The organism is Curtobacterium sp. MCLR17_042, from assembly GCF_003234695.1.
GTDB lineage: Bacteria > Actinomycetota > Actinomycetes > Actinomycetales > Microbacteriaceae > Curtobacterium > Curtobacterium flaccumfaciens.
The window spans coordinates 22,310-38,909 of record NZ_QKTD01000010.1; the positions used below are offsets into that span (position 1 = coordinate 22,310).

The 16,600-nt window shown below is 72.9% G+C and carries 20 protein-coding genes; 16 read left to right on the forward strand and 4 right to left on the reverse strand.

The genetic code is table 11. The features are described from left to right. Positions 1-31 precede the first annotated feature (31 nt). Positions 32-778, forward strand: coding sequence for an NAD(P)-binding domain-containing protein (locus DEJ02_RS11025; RefSeq protein WP_111033109.1), 747 nt, complete (start codon positions 32-34; stop codon positions 776-778). Here the strand turns inward: DEJ02_RS11025 and DEJ02_RS11030 are convergent. After that, the gene (locus DEJ02_RS11030; protein ID WP_111030386.1) at positions 775-1,158 is read right to left on the reverse strand and encodes a helix-turn-helix transcriptional regulator; all 384 of its coding nucleotides are present in this window, start codon (positions 1,156-1,158) and stop codon (positions 775-777) included. The two genes, DEJ02_RS11025 and DEJ02_RS11030, sit on opposite strands and share 4 nt — an antisense overlap. 89 nt (positions 1,159-1,247) lie before the next feature. Here DEJ02_RS11030 and DEJ02_RS11035 point away from each other — a divergent pair, with 89 nt between their 5' ends. From DEJ02_RS11035 to DEJ02_RS11085, 11 genes are all read left to right on the forward strand, one after another. After that, entirely contained in the window at positions 1,248-1,847 is a 600-nt protein-coding gene (locus tag DEJ02_RS11035; protein WP_220034783.1) for a type 1 glutamine amidotransferase domain-containing protein, read from the forward strand. Further along, the gene (locus tag DEJ02_RS11040; protein ID WP_111033110.1) at positions 1,840-2,787 is read left to right on the forward strand and encodes an SDR family NAD(P)-dependent oxidoreductase; all 948 of its coding nucleotides are present in this window, start codon (positions 1,840-1,842) and stop codon (positions 2,785-2,787) included. The genes DEJ02_RS11035 and DEJ02_RS11040 overlap by 8 nt, the downstream gene beginning before the upstream one ends. Positions 2,788-2,869: 82 nt before the next feature. Further along, the gene (locus DEJ02_RS11045) at positions 2,870-3,829 is read left to right on the forward strand and encodes an alpha/beta hydrolase (protein WP_111033111.1); all 960 of its coding nucleotides are present in this window, start codon (positions 2,870-2,872) and stop codon (positions 3,827-3,829) included. After that, on the forward strand, positions 3,822-4,313 hold the full coding sequence (locus tag DEJ02_RS11050) for a nuclear transport factor 2 family protein (RefSeq protein ID WP_181440331.1): 492 nt from the start codon (positions 3,822-3,824) through the stop codon (positions 4,311-4,313). The genes DEJ02_RS11045 and DEJ02_RS11050 overlap by 8 nt, the downstream gene beginning before the upstream one ends. Before the next feature lie 56 nt (positions 4,314-4,369). Further along, entirely contained in the window at positions 4,370-4,726 is a 357-nt protein-coding gene (locus DEJ02_RS11055; protein ID WP_244993449.1) for a nuclear transport factor 2 family protein, read from the forward strand. A gap of 94 nt (positions 4,727-4,820) precedes the next feature. Next, entirely contained in the window at positions 4,821-5,336 is a 516-nt protein-coding gene (locus DEJ02_RS11060) for a MarR family winged helix-turn-helix transcriptional regulator (protein ID WP_111033113.1), read from the forward strand. Between the two features lie 72 nt (positions 5,337-5,408). Then, positions 5,409-8,228, forward strand: a complete 2,820-nt coding sequence (locus DEJ02_RS11065; protein WP_220038381.1) for a LuxR family transcriptional regulator — start codon at positions 5,409-5,411, stop codon at positions 8,226-8,228. A 129-nt stretch (positions 8,229-8,357) separates the two neighbouring features. Further along, positions 8,358-9,050, forward strand: a complete 693-nt coding sequence (locus DEJ02_RS11070) for a hypothetical protein (protein WP_111033114.1) — start codon at positions 8,358-8,360, stop codon at positions 9,048-9,050. Further along, positions 9,047-9,781: an ABC transporter ATP-binding protein gene (locus DEJ02_RS11075; RefSeq protein WP_111033115.1), complete on the forward strand. Its 735-nt coding sequence runs from the start codon at positions 9,047-9,049 to the stop codon at positions 9,779-9,781. Before DEJ02_RS11070 ends, DEJ02_RS11075 begins: the two co-directional genes overlap by 4 nt. A 1-nt stretch (position 9,782) precedes the next feature. Next, positions 9,783-11,153: an FtsX-like permease family protein gene (locus DEJ02_RS11080; protein ID WP_111033116.1), complete on the forward strand. Its 1,371-nt coding sequence runs from the start codon at positions 9,783-9,785 to the stop codon at positions 11,151-11,153. Positions 11,154-11,175: 22 nt separating this feature from the next. Continuing rightward, positions 11,176-12,315: a nucleotide disphospho-sugar-binding domain-containing protein gene (locus DEJ02_RS11085; RefSeq protein WP_111033117.1), complete on the forward strand. Its 1,140-nt coding sequence runs from the start codon at positions 11,176-11,178 to the stop codon at positions 12,313-12,315. 12 nt (positions 12,316-12,327) lie between these two features. Here the strand turns inward: DEJ02_RS11085 and DEJ02_RS11090 are convergent, their stop codons facing one another. Continuing rightward, on the reverse strand, positions 12,328-12,927 hold the full coding sequence (locus DEJ02_RS11090; protein ID WP_220038382.1) for a TetR/AcrR family transcriptional regulator: 600 nt from the start codon (positions 12,925-12,927) through the stop codon (positions 12,328-12,330). 24 nt (positions 12,928-12,951) lie between these two features. Between DEJ02_RS11090 and DEJ02_RS11095 the strand changes: the two genes are divergently transcribed. From DEJ02_RS11095 to DEJ02_RS11110, 4 genes are all read left to right on the forward strand, one after another. Further along, positions 12,952-14,007 (forward strand): hypothetical protein, encoded by a 1,056-nt coding sequence (locus tag DEJ02_RS11095; protein ID WP_146249268.1) that lies wholly within the window; start codon positions 12,952-12,954, stop codon positions 14,005-14,007. A gap of 144 nt (positions 14,008-14,151) precedes the next feature. Further along, complete coding sequence (locus tag DEJ02_RS11100; protein ID WP_146249269.1) at positions 14,152-14,424, forward strand: hypothetical protein; 273 nt, start codon at positions 14,152-14,154, stop codon at positions 14,422-14,424. A gap of 74 nt (positions 14,425-14,498) precedes the next feature. Next, positions 14,499-14,744: a hypothetical protein gene (locus DEJ02_RS11105; RefSeq protein ID WP_111033121.1), complete on the forward strand. Its 246-nt coding sequence runs from the start codon at positions 14,499-14,501 to the stop codon at positions 14,742-14,744. Positions 14,745-14,749: 5 nt separating this feature from the next. Next, on the forward strand, positions 14,750-15,058 hold the full coding sequence (locus tag DEJ02_RS11110; protein ID WP_111033122.1) for a hypothetical protein: 309 nt from the start codon (positions 14,750-14,752) through the stop codon (positions 15,056-15,058). Here DEJ02_RS11110 and DEJ02_RS11115 read toward each other — a convergent pair. Next, complete coding sequence (locus DEJ02_RS11115; protein ID WP_111033123.1) at positions 15,027-15,947, reverse strand: NmrA family NAD(P)-binding protein; 921 nt, start codon at positions 15,945-15,947, stop codon at positions 15,027-15,029. The genes DEJ02_RS11110 and DEJ02_RS11115 overlap by 32 nt on opposite strands. Continuing rightward, positions 15,944-16,537, reverse strand: a complete 594-nt coding sequence (locus DEJ02_RS11120; RefSeq protein ID WP_071404274.1) for a MarR family winged helix-turn-helix transcriptional regulator — start codon at positions 16,535-16,537, stop codon at positions 15,944-15,946. The genes DEJ02_RS11115 and DEJ02_RS11120 overlap by 4 nt, the downstream gene beginning before the upstream one ends. Between the last annotated feature and the right edge of the window lie 63 nt (positions 16,538-16,600).

Genomic DNA, 16,600 nt, shown 5'->3' on the forward strand with positions numbered 1-16,600 from the left:
GGGGCAGCACCCGTCGGACGACGCCGCCGCGGTGCGGTTACGTCGTCCGACGGATGCCTCCGACCGGCCGGACCACGGATCCTGGCGGGACACCACCCGCACCACGTCAGGAGCACGGACCATGACCAGCACCCCCCTCGAGACCCTCGGCATCATCGGCGCCGGCAACGTCGGCGCGCAGATCGCCCGCCGCGCGATCGCCGTCGGTCTCGACGTCGTCCTCGCGAACTCCCGCGGGCCCGAGACGCTCGAGTCCCTGATCGACGAGCTCTCCCCCGGTGCCGGAGCAGCCACCGTCGCCGACGCCGCCCGGGCCGGTGACGTGGTCGTCGTCTCGATCCCGATCAACGGCTACCGGGACCTGCCGGCCCAGGCGTTCGCGGGCAAGGTCGTCGTCGACACCGGCAACTACTACCCGGAGTTCTTCGGACCGGTGGACGAGCTCGAGCAGGGCGCGGTGCCGACCACCTCCGAGCTGCTCCAGCAGTCGCTGCCGGATGCTCGCGTCATCAAGGCGTTCAACAACCTCGGCGCCGCCGACGTCACCACGGACGGGTCCCCCGCCGGAACACCGGGGCGCCGAGCCCTGACCGTCGCCGGGGACGACGCGGACGCGAAGGCCGTCGTCACCGAGCTGCTCGACCGGTTCGGGTTCGACGTGGTCGACGTGGGACCGCTGAGCGAGGGCTGGCGGTACGAACGCGACCAGCCGGCGTACGGCGTGCGGCACGACCGGGCCGGCATGACCGCCGCTCTGGCGGCAGCGGCTCGCCGCTAGCCCGCCGCCGCCACCCCGGGCGCCGCCTGCGCCTCGGGGTCGTCCCGCACCGCAGCCGCGACGAGGGTGTCGAGCAGCCCGGGCCAGCGCGCCTCGAGCGCGTCCCGGCGCAGCTGCACGGCGTGCTCGCGTCCCGTCACACGGGTCCGGGTCAGTCCGGACTCGCGCAGCACCTTGAAGTGGTGCGAGAGCGTCGTCTTGTGGATGTCGAGTCGGTAGTCGGTGAGGTTGCACGGGTGGTAGTCGCCGTCCGACAGTCGCTCGATGATCACGAGTCGCGCGGGGTCACCGGCCGCCCGGAGCACCCGAACGAGTTCGAGGTCGTCGACGTCGGGCAGCGGGAAGGGATCGTGCCCGACCTTCGGCTCTTCGTTTGACATGCATCAAACCTATCAGGAATGATCTCAATGGTTTGATGCTTGTCAAACAAAGCCGAGGCAACGACCTCGGAACCGAAGGAGTGACCACCGTGCCCACCACCACCGACCCCCGCGTCACCGACAACCGTGCCGCGATCCGCGCCGACCGACCGCCCATCGGCCGCATCGCGATCGTCACCGCGGACCGCGTCGAGGACGTCGAGTTCTTCTACCCCTACTACCGGTTCGTCGAGGCCGGCTACGACGTCGACGTCCTGACGCCCGACGGCGGGACCGTCACCGGGTACGTCGGCCTGTCCCTGCGGACCGGGCTGCAGCGCGTCGCGGACGCCACCGCCGAGCACTACGACGCGGTCTTCATCCCCGGCGGCCTGGCCCCGGCCGAGGTCCGGACCGTCCCCGAGGCCCTGGCGTTCCTCCGGGACTTCGCCGCCACGGGCCGACTCATCGGTGCCGTGTGCCACGGACCCCAGGTCCTGGCCTCCGCCGGGCTGGTCGACGGACGCAGCCTGACGTCCTGGCACGAGGTCGCCGACGAGGTCCGTGCGGCCGGCGGCACCTGGATCGACGAGCCGGTCGTCGAGGACGGCCAGTTCGTCACCGCCCGGAAGCCCGGCGACATGCCGCAGCAGCTGGCCCGGATCCTCGAGCGGCTCGCCACGGTACGGACGGAGCGCGACGATGTCTGACCCCGTCCGCACCCCCTTCTCCGCGTCCGCCACCGCGGCCGACGTCCTCGCCGACGTGGACCTGCACGGCCGCCGGTACCTGGTGACCGGCGGCGCCTCCGGCATCGGTGCGGAGACCGCCCGCGCCCTCGCCGGCGCCGGAGCCGAGGTCGTCGTCGGGGTGCGCGACACGGTCCGCGCGGACGCGGCGTTCGCCGACCTGGAGGCCCGTGGCCGGGTCGTGCCGCGTGCGCTCGACCTCAGCGACCTCGGTTCCGTGCGCCGCTTCACCGACGCGTGGCAGGGCACGGTCGACGGGGTGGTCGCCAACGCCGGCGTGATGGCCCTGCCCGAGAAGCAACTCGCCGCATCGGGTTGGGAGATGCAGCTCGCGACGAACCACCTCGGCCACTTCGCCCTGCTGCTCGGGCTGCGGGAGCACCTGTTCGCCGCCGGGTCCGCCCGGGTGGTGACGGTGAGCTCGACCGCGCACCTGCGCTCCCCGTTCCACTTCGAGGACCCGCACTTCGCCGTGCGTCCGTACGACCGGTGGGCCGCCTACGCGCAGTCGAAGACGGCCGACGTGCTCCTCGCGGTGGGCGTCGCGGACCGCTGGGCGGAGCACGGCGTCACCGCGAACGCGGTGATGCCCGGCTGGATCACGACCCGGCTGCAGCGCCACCTCGACGACGCGACACTCCGGGCGATGGGCGCACTCGACGACGACGGCAACCGGATCGAGCAGCCGTTCTTCAAGACCCCGGCGCAGGGCGCGGCGACGTCGGCACTGCTGGTCGCCTCCCCGCTGGTCGCCGGCGTGACCGGGCGGTACTTCGAGGACAACCAGGAGTCGCCCGTGCTCGACGACGGCACCGGCCACGACCGCGGGGTGGCGCGGTACGCGCTGGACCACGGTGAGGCGGAGCGGCTCTGGACGCTGGCTTCCGGATACGTCACCTGACGGATGCTGCCGGGACGGGCCTCCTGTCAGCGTGGAGCACGCCACGCACCATCCGTCACCAGCGATCCACGAGGAGCCCACCATGACCGGAAACCCGAAGCACATCGCCCTGGAGCCCGCCGCCCAGGAGTTCGTCGACGCGACGTCGAACCCGCCGTTCCTGAACGACCTGCCGCCCGCCGAGGGACGCAAGGCGGTCGACTCCGTGCAGGACTCCCCCATCTTCAAGCCCGAGGTCGACGAGGAGTGGCTGGAGATCGAGGGCGGTCCCACCGGCACCGTGAAGATCCGCCTGGTCAAGCCAGCCGGCACCACCGCGAACCTGCCCGTGATCCTGTACGTGCACGGTGCCGGCTGGGTCTTCGGCGACGCCCACACCCACGACCGCCTGGTGCGCGACCTCGCCATCGGGTCGAACGCCGCCGTCGTGTTCCCGGAGTACGACCGCTCCCCCGAGGTCGGCCACCCGGTCGCGCTCGAGCAGTCGTACGCTGCGGCCCGGTGGGTCGTCGAGGAGGGCGGCGAGAAGGGGTTGGACGCCTCGCGCTTCGCGGTCTCGGGTGACTCGGTGGGTGGCAACATGGCGATCGCCCTGGCGCTCCTCGCCGCCGAGCGCGGGGACGTCGAGTTCGTCAAGCTCGTCGCCTTCTACCCGGTGACGAACGCCGCGTTCGACACCGGCTCGTACGAGGACTTCGCCGAGGGCTACTTCCTCACCCGCGCCGGCATGCAGTGGTACTGGGACCAGTACACGACCGACGAGGCCGTGCGCGCCCTGCCCACGGTGTCGCCGCTCCGCGCACCGCTCGAGGTGCTCGCGACCCTGCCGGAGACCCTCGTCATCACCGGGGAGGCCGACGTGCTCCGCGACGAGGGCGAGGCCTTCGCGGCACGCCTGCGCGAGGCCGGCGTCAAGGCGACGAACGCCCGCTTCGGCGGCATCGTCCACGACTTCGTGATGGTGAACGCACTGCACGACACCGAGGCCGCGAAGCACGCGCTGATGCTCGCCACCGCGTCGCTCCGTGCTGCCCTTGCCTGAGCAGGAGCGTGCCCGCGCGGGCACCCCGGACAAGCTCGAGACGCTCGTCGCGCGCGAGGAGATCCGGACGCTCCTGGCGACCTACGCCCGCGGGGCCGACCGACGCGACGCCGTGCTCGAGGCGTCCGTGTTCACCGAGGACGGGGTCGTCGCGCTGTACGAGGGCGACCCCTCCTCGCACGAGCCGGTCGACACGATCCACGGTCGGGAGCACCTGGCCGAGACGTTCGCCGGACTGATCGCCCGGTACGAGGTGACGACGTACCTCAACGGCCAGTCCACGATCCGGTTCACGGGACCCGACACCGCCGACGGCGAGACGTACTGCGTCGCGTTCCACGTCCTGCACGACGGCGGCGAGCGGGTGCTCCTGACGATGGCCATCCGCTACCTCGACCGGTTCGTCCGGGTCGAGGGCGGGTGGGCGATCGGGCACCGGGACCTGGTCTTCGACTGGACCGACCGGTCCCCGTCGCACACGTGACGAAGACCGCCACCACAGCACACCGCCACCGACCACCGACCACCGACGGAGACACCATGTCGCAACCGCTCGAATCGCTCATGCACGCCAACCTGTTCGAGGTGTTCGGGGAACGGGACCCGGACCGCCGCCGCGCCGCCATCGAGCGGACCTACGCCCCCGACGTCGAGTTCCTGGACCCCGACGAGGTCGTCACCGGCCACGACGCCCTGCACACCAAGGCGCAGCGCCTGCTCGACGAAGCCCCCGGGTTCGTGTTCTCGCCCGCCGGTCCGGTCTACGAGAACCACGGGATGGGGTACCTCGCCTGGCACTTCGGACCGGAGGGAGCGCCGCCCGTCGTGTCCGGGATGGACATCTGCTTCGTCGAGGGTGACCGCATCGCGAAGGTCTACACGCTGCTGACCAGCTGAACCCACCCGCAGACGCCCGACCCGCCGCAGCGCCAGGCACCCTGCGATGATGGTCGGGCGTCTGGACGGCGGGCGAGGCAGGAGGACACGGGCGATGTCGATGCAGCACGAGGTGCCCCCGGAGTCCCCGTACGCCTACATGAGCGCCGAGCAGGTGCGGACCTGGTACGCGTACATGAAGCTCCAGCTGCGCCTGCGGTACGAGATGAACCGGCAGTTGCGCGCGGACAGTGACATCTCGCTCGCCGACTACGACGTCCTCGTCGCGCTCACGAGCGAGCCGGGCGGCGAGATGACGATGTCGGCCCTGGCGACCCGCATCGGGTGGGAGCGCAGCCGCGCCTCGCACCACGCCAAACGCATGGCCGAACGCGGGTTCCTCGAGCTCCGTCGGAGCGAACACGACCGCCGCACCACGGCCGTCGCCCTGACCGACACGGGCTGGCGGACGCTCCGCGAAGCGACGCCGCGCCACACCGAACTCGTCAAGGACATGTTCTTCGGCGAGCTGCGCGAGGCCGAGCTGGCGGGCTTCGCCGACGTACTCGAGCGCGTGTACGAGTCGGTGCTCGAGCACGGCACCCTGCCCCGACCGGCCGACCACCCCTAGCTGCGCTTGCCCTCACGCACCAGCGCGACGTAACTTAGGTGAAAGATCACCTAAACGAGCGAAGGGCAGCGTGTGGACACCGAACGAGCCGTGTCACCGCCGCTCCCCGACCGTGCACTGTTCGGCCGCGCGGACGAACTCGCGGCCCTCACGCGCCTGCTCGACGACGTGGCGGCGGCGTCTGCCGACGGGGCAGCCGAGGACGAAGCGGCGGAGCGCGGCGCCGCGGTCCTGGTCGAGGGTGAGGCGGGCATCGGCAAGACGACGCTGCTCGCCGCCGTCGAGCGGCACGCGCGGCGGGCCGGCTTCCGCGTGCTGACCTGCACCGGCATCCAGGGGGCGAACAGCGTGGGCTTCGACGGCCTGCACGAGCTGCTCCACCCACTGCTGCCCTTCGCGTCCGCCCTGCCGCCGCGCCAGCGCACCGCACTGCTCACGGCCCTCGCGGTCGAGGACGGCCCGAGTCCGGACCGCCTGCTGGTGAGCACCGCGACGCTCGGGCTGCTCGAGGAGGCCGCGTCGCACCGCCCGGTGTTCGTCCGCGCCGAGGACCTGCAGTGGCTCGACCGGTCCACCACCGAGGTGCTCGACTTCGTGGGGCGCAGGCTCACGCACGCCGCGGTCGTCGTCATCGCGGCGGCCCGGACCGGACACGCCCCGAATGCCGCGCCCCCGTGCAGCTTCACGCGGTTCGAGCTCGGACCGCTCGCCGACGCCGCCGCCGAGGCCCTGCTCGACGCCCACGCCGGTACCCTGTCCACCTCGGTCCGCCGACGGGTGCTGGCCGAGGCCGGCGGCAACCCACTCGCCCTGCACGAACTGCCCGTCACCTGGACCACGGGCGGCCCGGCCACCATCGCATCCCGGCTCCCCACCACGCGGCGGCTCGAGCAGGCGTTCCTCGAGCAGGTCGCCGCCGTCCCGTCCGGCAGCCGCTCGTTCCTGCTGCTCGCCGCGGCGGCCGACGACGCGGGCCTGCAGGACGTCATGGCGGCGGCCCGCACGATGGACCTCGGGGTCGACGACCTCGAGCCGCTCGAGGAACTCGGGCTCCTCCGCACCGACCTCGTCTCCCTGCGCTTCCGACACCCGCTCCTGCGCTCGGCGGTGATCGGCAACGCCTCGGCCGCCGCACGGTCCGCGGCGCACCGGGCACTCGCGTCGGTGGTCACCGACGGCATGCGCGCCGCCTGGCACCGGGCTTCGGCGACGTTCGAGCGGGACGAGTCCATCGCCGCCGACCTCGAGACCGCCGCCGACCGCGCGGCACAGCGGGGTGCCCGCCCCGAGGCGGTCCGGGCCTACGAGCGTGCGGCCACCCTGTCGCAGGGCGTCACCGGTCGGGCACGTCGGCTGGGCCGAGCTGCCGAGACCGCACGGGCCGCCGGCATGACGGCCGAGGCGATCGAGCTCCTGGAGCAGGTCGACTCCCTCGCCGCCGACCCCGAGACGGTCACCGAGACCGCGGTCACGCAGACGGTGCTGAGCCTGACCACGGGTGCTGCCGGTCGACCGCGCATCGAACTCCGCCGGATCCGACCCGTGCTCGCCGGCCCGGAGCACGCGGACCGACTCGTGCGGGTGCTCTGGGCGGCGGCCCTCAACGCCCGCGGCCGCAACCTGCCGCGATCGGAGTGGCAGGACATCGAGGCGGCCCTGCTCGCGACACGCTCGGCGAGCCCGCTGAAGTCGGTGGCCCTCGCCGTGCTGGCGCCGCTCGGCTCCGCCCAGCACCTGCGCACCGAACTCGCACACCTGGTGCCGCAGCTCACCGAGCAACCGCTCGCGATGGCGTCCCTCGCGATCGCAGCCGAGTCCCAGCAGGACCTCGAGACCGCGCTGACGTGCTGGGAGCTGGCGTACGAGCGTGCACACCAGCTCGGCGCCGTCGCCGACGAGACCCAGGCGCTCCGCGGCCGGGCGACGGTGCTCATGCTGCGCGGGCGGGTGCGGGACGGTCTGGCCGACGCCGAGTACGCCGTCCGCATCGCCCGCGACGTCCAGCTCCCGCTCATCGCCGGGATGGCCTACGCCACGCTCGCCCGGGGCCACGCCCTGCTCGGCGACGACGAGGCCGCCTCGGCCGCCCTGCGCGAGGGCTCGGAGTTCGCGCACGGCGGGCGGCTCGCCCTGGCCAGCGCCGACGCGCGGTGGGCAGCGGGACTGGTCGCCCTCGGTCAGCGGCGCCACCGGGACGCCCAGATCGAGTTCACGCACATGACCGTCCACGCGACCCGGTCCCTGTGGGCGATCGCCGACCGCACCGAGGCCGCGGTCCGGGGCGGTCGGCCCGATTCGGTCGTCGAGAACCTCGCCGAGGCCGAGGCGGTCGCCCGTACCACCGGGTCCGCGCACCTGACCGCCCTCGTCGTGCGGAGCCGGGCCCTGCTCGCCGAGGGCACGGACGCGGCGGGAACCGACGGCGCGGGCGGCGCGGACCCGGAGTCCCTCTACGCCCGCGCGATCGAGACCGGTCGCCTCGCCGACGCCCCGGTCGAACTGGCCAGGACCCAGCTGCTGTTCGGCGAGTGGCTCCGCCGCGAGCGCCGGGTGGTCGAGGCACGGCTGCACCTCCGCGAGGCGCTCCACGCGTTCGACGCCGCCGGCACCGCTGGCTTCGCCGCCCGCGCCGCGGCGGAACTCCGCGCAGCCGGCGAGGCCCCGGAACGGGCCGACAGCACGACGGCGCCGACACGCGAACGGCTCACACCCCAGGAGCTGCAGATCGCGCGGCTCGCCGCCGCCGGCATGACGAACCGCGAGATCGCGGACCGCATCTACCTGTCGCACCGCACCGTCAGCACCCACCTGTACAAGGTGTTCCCCAAGCTCGGCGTGACGAGTCGCACCGAGCTCGCGGCCGCGCTGGCAGCGTCCGGTCCGACGGACTGACGCACCGGCCCACGGCCTGGAGGCACGGGTTACGTCACGCAACGGATGCGCCGTGGGCGGACCAGCTGCGAGCCTCGTGGCGGCGACCCGGCATCGGGTCGCGACCACGACGACCACCGGGAGGCGCCCATGCCGGAAGGCTCCGCCGACGACACCGCCGACCACGCGGCTGCGCGGCTGCCGGACGCGCCGAGCGCGTTCTTCACGGCCCTCGTGACCGAGCACTTCGTGCTCCAGACCGCGCGCGGCATCACCGTCTCGGAGTCGTCGACCCGGGCCGCGATCTACCTGACGACACTGTCGAGCGCCCTGGTGGCGTTCGGGTTCCTGGCCGACACCGACTTCGCCACGGGCTACCTCGCCGTGGTGATCCCGGTCGTCGTGCTGCTCGGGGTCTTCACCTACGAGCGACTCGTCCAGACCTCGCTGGAGGACGTGGTCGCCCTCGCCGCGATGCAGCGGATCCGCCGCTGGTACGGCACGATCCTGCCCGGCGCCCCGCGGTACTTCCCGGTGCCCGAGGACCGGATCGCGCCGAACGAGCTGCTCGACATCGGGCTCCGGCTGTCCTGGCGCGGGGTGTTCTTCACGCTGTCGAGCGCGATCGCGGTCGTGAACTGCATCGTCGCCGGTGCCGGGGCGGCACTGCTGACCGCGAGCACGTGGGCGCCGTCCGCGTCCCTGGCGACCGGGGTGGTCACGGCCGTCCTGCTCGCCGCTGTGCACGGGATCTACCAGGAGCGTCGGTACGCGCGGGTCCTCGGCATCCTGCGGTCCGACATCCGAGAACGACGACGAGAACGAGACGGACTGACACCATGACCGAACCCCTCCTGCAGGCACATGACCTGACGAAGTCGTTCCCCGGGCCGGAACAGTCGAGGGTCCCGGTGCTCCGGGGTGTCTCACTGTCCGTGCTGCCGGGCGAGTTCGTTGCCGTCGTCGGCCCCAGCGGCTCCGGCAAGTCGACGCTGCTGTACTGCCTGTCCGCCCTCGAGCCCTACGACAGCGGATCGGTGTCGATCGCCGGGCAACGCCTCGAGACCCTCCGACCGAAGCAACTGCAGGCACTCCGGCGTTCGACGGTCGGCTTCGTGTTCCAGTCCTTCAACCTCATCCCGTCGCTGACCGCGCGGCAGAACATCGCGCTGCCCGCCAGCCTCGCCCACCGGCCGGTCTCAGCAGCCCAGGTCGACGCCGCGCTCGCCTCGGTGGGACTCGCCGACCGCGGGGACCACCGACCGGGTGCGCTGTCCGGCGGGCAGCAGCAGCGGGTCGCGATCGCCCGGGTCCTGGCGTCCGAACCGCACGTCGTGTTCGCCGACGAGCCGACCGGCGCCCTCGACACCACCGCCGGTGACGCCGTCCTCGACCTGCTGCGCCGGGTGGCCGACGGTGACCGGTCAGTGGTGATGGTCACGCACGACCTCGAAGCGGCTGCGCGTGCCGACCGTGTGCTCGTCCTGCGCGACGGGGCCGTGCACCGCGAGCTGGCGCACCCGGACGCCGCCGAGGTCCTCAAAGCCCTGACCGCCGCCGCGCAGGAGGCCTGACGTGCTCCGACTCGTCCTGAGCGACCTGCGGCAGAACGCCGGCATCTGGATCGGCGCACTCGTCGTCAGCGCAGCCACCGCGGCGGCTGCCGCCATCGCGGCCGGGATGCTCGAGACCGGCTTCGCGATCATCGGGTCAGGCGGACCGACGGACCTGCTCCGGGCCGGCGGCCTCACCACGCTCGCGTCGCTCGTCGTCGTGCTGACGATCGTCGCCGTCACCGCGGTCCTCGGCAGCGTCACCCGCCTGACGATCGACCTGCAGCGGCGGGGCTACGCGCTCTGGCAGCTGGTGGGGGTGCCGTCCCGCACGGTGACGGCGGTCGTCCGGCTGCAGCTCGCCGTCGTGGCGCTGGTCGGCAGCACGATCGGCTGCCTCGTCGTGGCGCCGTTCGTGCCGGCGTTCCTGCACTTCGGCTTGTCGGAGTCCGACGGGCTCCGGGACCTCGACGAACGGTTCGGTCCGACGAGCGCTGTCTCGGTCGTGCTCGCCGTGACGGTCGTGGTCGTCCTGAGCAGTCTCCGGCCGTCGCGCCGAGCCGGTCTCGTCCGCCCGATCGAGGTCCTGCGGGAGCCCGAGTCCGTCCGCACCCGGACGACCTGGACCCGCTGGGCCGCGAGTGCCGTCGCACTGCTGCTCGCCGGGCTCCTGACCAGTTCGATCGTCGACGCCGGCGTCCGGACCGGAGGGCAGGTGCTGCTGATCGGGCCGCTCGTGACGGCGGCCTGCACCGCGATCGGCCCCGTGGTGTTCCCGGCCACCCTCCGAGCCTGGACCGCGGTGGTGCCCGCGCACCGATCGGCATCGTGGTTCCTCGCACGCAACGCCGCCGCGTTCTCCGTCGACCGGAGCAGCGCCACGGTGAGCGCGCTCGTCATCACGATCGCCCTGCCCGGCAGCCTCTTCGCCGGCTTCGACACCCTGGGTGACGCCGTGCACCGGACCACGGGGTCGTCGTCGGGTGGTGGACTCGACGTGCAGAGCGTCCTGCTCATGCTCGGCGGGCCGCTGCTCGTGTCGCTCTTCGGCGCGGCCGCCACCGTCCTGATGGCCGGACGCACCCGCGAGCAGGAGGCCGCGCTGGTCGAGGCCGCCGGCGGGTCCCGCGCCACCGTGCTCGCCCGCGCAGCGTGGGAGTCCGTCATCCTCGTCGGCACCGCGGTCCTCGTCGCCGCCGTCGTCCTCGTGCTGACCGCCTGCGGACAAGCCGTCGCGCTCGCGGTCACCGTCCCCGGCACGCAGCCCCACCTGGGCCTGCAGGCCGCCCTGCCCGCCGCCCTCGTGAGCCTCGTGCTCATGGTGGCCGCCGGCACGATCCCCCTCGTCACCGGACGCCGACGCAGCATCCCGCTCGTCCTCGCCGCCGACTGACCCCGAACCAGGAAGACCCCTCTTGCGCATCCTCTTCTCCGGCGTCCCCGCACTCGGACACCTCCTGCCCCTCGTCCCGCTCGCCCGTGCCGCACAGGCGGCCGGCCACGATGCCGCCCTGCTCACCAGTGGTGGGATGCGCGAGCCCCTGGCGACCGAACTGCCCACGGTGCCGGTCCTGGCGGCCGGACCCATGCCTCCCGACCTGTTCTCCGAAGTGGCCCGCCGCATCCCCGGCAGCGACCCCGCGAACCGGCCCGAGCCGGCGGCCGTCGCCGAGTTCTTCGCCGGCACCCGCGTCGACCTGACCGTCGACGACGCCGTGCGCGCAGCGCGCGGGTGGGCGCCCGACGTGGTCGTCGCGGACGCCGTCGACCTGGTCGGGCCGCTCGTCGCCGCGGAACTCGGCGTGCCGTACGCGATCGTCGCCTTCGGCCCCGAGGTCCCCGAGGAGTTCCGCCGCCCGATGGCCGAGCTCGTCCTCCCCCGCTACGCCGAGCGAGGAGTGGTGCCGACCCCGCCCATCGCCCTGCTCGACCCGACGCCGGTGTCGCTGCAGGCACCCGGGTGGACGCAGCCGCCCGTCACGATCCCGTTCCGCTCCGAACCGCACAGCCGACCGGACGCCGCCGCCGCCGAGCAGCCGCTCGCACCGGTCTCGGCGCGCGGAGGACGACCGCGGGTGCTCGTCACCCTCGGCACGGTCTTCGGCGACGCCGCGCTGCTGACGGCGATCCTCGACGGTTTCCAGCCCGACGAGGCCGACCTGGTGGCGACCGTCGGGGTCATCGGCGAGCGCCTCGACGACAGCGAGCACGTGCGCTTCGTGCCGTTCCGCCCGATGCGCGAGCTGCTCGAGGGCGTGGACCTGGTCGTCGCAGCGGCCGGTGCCGGCACGGTGCTCGCCGCGGCCAGCGTGGGCGTGCCGATGGTGCTGCTCCCGCAGGGCGCGGACCAGTTCATCAACGCTGCCCGTGCCGCCGAGGCCGGTGTCGCGGTCGTGGTCGACGAGCCGTCGGCGGTCGGCCCGGCGGTGCACCGGATGCTCGCGGAGCGCAGTCACTTCGCCGCGGCACGGCGACTGAGCGAGGAGACCGCGCAGCGCCCGAGCGCGACGGACGCCGTCAGGGAGCTCGTCGAACGGGTCGAGCGCGTCGCCTGACGACGGGTCTGGTCAGCGGTCGGTCGGCCCGGGTCCTGTGGGGTCCTGGTCGAACACCGTCTGGGTGAACCGCTGCGCGAGCGGGTCGTCCTGGTCCCCGAGCCGGATGCCGAGCAGCGTGTTGATGAGCATCCCCTTGGCCAGGAACGACTCCGCCGCGGACTCCGACAGCCCGGCCTCCTCGACCAGGAAGTGCAGGATCCGGGTGAAGCCGTCTCGGGCGACCGGTCCGACGACGGGGTCGGCACCGAGCATGTACGACTGCATCACGATGAGGTGCACGCCGTCCTCGGTCGCGAGCGCACGGTACGCAGCGCCGAGGCGGGACGCGACGGTGCCCGGCTGCCCGTCGTCGAGTGCCGCCCGGAACGCGTCGAGCACGGCTTCGAGGCACCCGTCGACGACGGCGAGGAACAGGTTCTCCTTCGAGCCGAACATCCGGACGACGTACGGCTGGCTGATGCCCGCGGCCTGGGCGATGCGCTCCGTGGTCGCGCCGTGGTACCCCTGCCGGGCGAACACGGCGGCCGCCGCGGTCAGGGTGGCCTCGCGCCGCTGGCTGCCGGCCATGCGCTCCGCACCCTTCGGGACCGGACCCCTTGCTGTCGTCATGCCGCGAGGGTATCATCCGATTCCATGAGTAATGAATCGATTACTAACAACGCTGCGAAGTCGGTCGGCTTCCCCCCGGTCCGCCGGGTGCTGCCCGTCCTCGTCACCCAGGTCCTGGTCGCGATGACCGTCGCCGGAGCGTTCGCCGGCCTGTACATCGGCCTGCAGAAGGCCCCGACACCACACCACCTGCCCATCGCCGTCGTCGGCACCCAGGTGGCCGACGCCGCCGGCGACGCACTCGGCGACCGCGCCGACGTGCGCACCGTCGGCTCCGCCTCCGACGCACGCGACCTCGTCCGGTCCCGCGACGCGGTCGCAGCCCTCGTCCCCGGCAGCGACGGCTGGACCCTGTACACGGCGGGCGCCGAGGGACGGAGTGCGACGACCGCCGCGACCACGATGCTCTCCGGGGTCGCGGCCGGTGCCGGTGCCTCGGTCGCCCACACACAGGACGTCGTCCCGCTCGCGACGAACGACGCCCAGGGCATCGCTGGGTTCTACCTGGTCTTCGGCACGACCCTGGCGGCGTTCATCCTGGCGCAGGTCATGAACTCACTCGGCGCCCTCGCGCGCCTCCGCACCCGGATCGCCGTCACGGTGGTCGGGAGCATCGCCGCGGCAGCCGTGGTCGCCGTCATCGCCGGGCCGATCGACGGTGCCGTCCCCGCAGCGACAGGCGCCGTGATCATGGTGCTCTCGCTCCTCGCCGTCGGCGTCTCGCTGTCCACGATGGCGATCACCTCGATCGTGGGACCGATGGGCGTGATCGTCTCGACGCTCCTCTTCACCACCCTCGGCAACGCCACGAGTGGCGCGACGATCAGCACCCACCTGTTGCCGCCCGTGCTCGCCACCGTCGGACAGGCCCTCCCACCGGGTGCCGCGTTCGGCGCCGTCACCGGGTTCAGCTACTTCGACGGGGGCGGCACGACGGGCGCGCTCCTCACGTTGGGTGCGTGGATAGTCGCCGCAGCCGTGTCCCTGTCGGTGGCGCACCGGGTGCGGACCGGCGCGGCACGGCGACGGGACGTCGCGGCGATCGTCGCACCGGTGCCGCCGGCCGCCGTCGTGGCGTGAGCGATGCGGTCACCGCGAGCGGCTGACGGACTGGAGGCCCGGTGCCAGCTGGCACCGGGCCTCCAGTCCGCCTGTCGGTGCGGTCGAGTCGTTGCCGGATCGAGACACCGGTCAGGCCGGTCATGCGGCATGGTTGAGCCACCGATGGCAGGCAGGACGGAGCGCACGGTGGAACGAGTGGTGGGGTGGGCCACGGTCGCGGTGGTCGTCGTCGTGACGGTGTCGATGTTGCTGCTGGTCCAGACGACCACTTGTCTCGACGCCGTCCCCGGAGCGGGCACGAGCTCCTGCACGACCACGCCGATGATCGGTGCCGCCGGCACGTGGGTCGCGGCTGTCACCGGCGCCGTCGCGCTCGCGGTCTGCGTCTGGCAGATCGTCCGGGCGGCCCGAGCCGGCCGCGTGCCGAGCGACTGATGCCGCTCCGGGAATGTGCGCCGGAACGGCCGTGCGAGGATTCGTCAACGGCACTTCCGAGGGGAACGACCACCATGACCACAGCCCGCACACTCCACTGGGTCAGCACCGTGCTCCTCGCCGTGGGGTTCCTCGGCGTCGGGGCGCTGATGTACGACGCGTCCTACGGCCCGGAGGGCGGCGGCGCGAACATCGGCCTCGGCCTCGTCCTCGTCCCGTGTCTCGGATCAGGCGTGGTCGGGCTCGCACTGGGGGCCGCAGCCTTGGTCGCCAGGTGGTGGGGCACCCGGGCCGAGCGCCCGCGGACTGCGGTCCGGTGACACAGATGTCCGCCCCGTCCGCTGCGCGTCCCTGGACGCTGATCGCCGTCGCGGTACTGGTGGGCTGGGCGATCGTGACGGCACTGCTGTTCCCGGTCACGGGGATGGACGAGCACGAGGGGCCCGGCGACCAGGTCTGGCGGACCTCGTCGAGCGCGCTCGGCGTGCCGCTCTCACCGGAGTGGGACGTCCTCGTCTGGCTCGCCGCGCTCGCACTGGTGCCGGTCGTCGTCGTCGGTCTCGCGTTCCTGTTCCGCCGCCGGAGACCGCACACCGCGCCCGTCAGTCCGTCGCCGGGTGGCCCTGTCCGCTGAGGTGTGCGCGGAGCACGTCACGGACACTCGTCCACGACTGCACGCCGTAGCGGTCGTTGTCGACGTGGTGCAGCTGTGCCTGCCCGCTGAACATGCTGACGAAGTACTGCATCCCCTGCCATGCCGGGAACGTCTCGTCGGGGTTCTTCGACAGGCGCCGGCCGACGGCGCTCATCGCGGACAGGGTGCCGGCGGTGCCGGCCCACTGCAGCCGGAAGCGCTCCCCCGTCAGCTCGCCCATGGTGCGTGCGACGTCGCGTGCGGTGACCTGGTCGCCCGCCATCTCGATCACCCGCGGAGCGTCGTCGTCCAGGGCGGCGAGCGCCGTGACCCGGGCGACGTCGTCCTTCGTGGTGAAGTCGAGCACCTGGTCCGCCGACGACCAGAACAGCACGAGCCGACGGCCGGACAGGATCATCGGGGCCTCGCCGGTCAGCAGGTCGGTGAACATGCCGGTCAGGATCGAGGTCGCCTGCACCGGGGCCGCGTCGAGGTCGGCGGCGAACTCGCGCCGCAGCTCGAAGTTGCGGTTGGTGCCGGGTGCGATCCGCCGGTAGTCGGCCGAGTAGTCGGACGGGATGAACCGCCGGACGCCCGCCGCCACGGTCGCCGCGAGCAGCGCGCGCTGGGCGTCGACGATCACCGGACGGGTCCCGCTCACGGCGGAGACCACGACGTCGGCCCCGCTCACGGCCCGGGTCAGGGCGTCGTGGTCGCCGTACTCGGCGGCGACGACGTCGACACGGGGGTCATCGCCGAAGCGCTCTCCGGCGGTCCTGCTGCCGGGCCGGGTGAGGACCCGTACTCGCACGTCGTGCTGGGTGAGCTCGCGGACGATGCGGTGCCCGAGGTCGCCGGTGGCGCCGGCGACGAGGATGGTGGTGGTCATGGGCGGGGCCTCACTGCAGTGGTGGTCGACGTGGTCGTCGCGGTGCGCCGTCGGGATCGCTCCGGGACGGCGAGGGGGTGTTGGAACGTGGGGTCCGCCTGGTCCGGTCCGGCGGTGCCGAGCCCGGCGGTGAGCGCGACGCGGGCCAGCAGCCGGCGCAGTGTCGTCTGTTCGTCGTCGTCGAGGTGCCGCATGAGCACGCCCTCGGCGCCGCGCAGGGCGGACCGCGTCCGGGCGAGCAGGGCACGCCCGGCGTCGGTGGGGTGGACCTGCCGCACCCGCCGGTCCGTCGGGGCAGGGCGGCGTTCGACGAACCCGCCCGCCTCGAGCGCGTCGACGATGTAGGTCATCTGGGTCTTGTCGATCCCGAGGCGCTGCGCGAGCCCGAGTTGCGACGACGGCTCCTCGGTCGTGGTCGCGACGAGCACCTGGTAACCACGGGGACCACCCGGCACGTCGGCGACCGCCTCGCTGCCCAGCCGTGTGAAGCCCTGGAGCGCCAGCGGCAGCGCCCACCCGAGTTCGGATTCGATCCCTTCGGCACCCCAGTCGATCTCGGGGAGTGCGTCGGTCGGCGTCGGACTGTCCATACCGGAGACCGTACCGGAACAAGATCGTCTTGTGCAAAGATCATCTGCGATCAAGACGGAAAG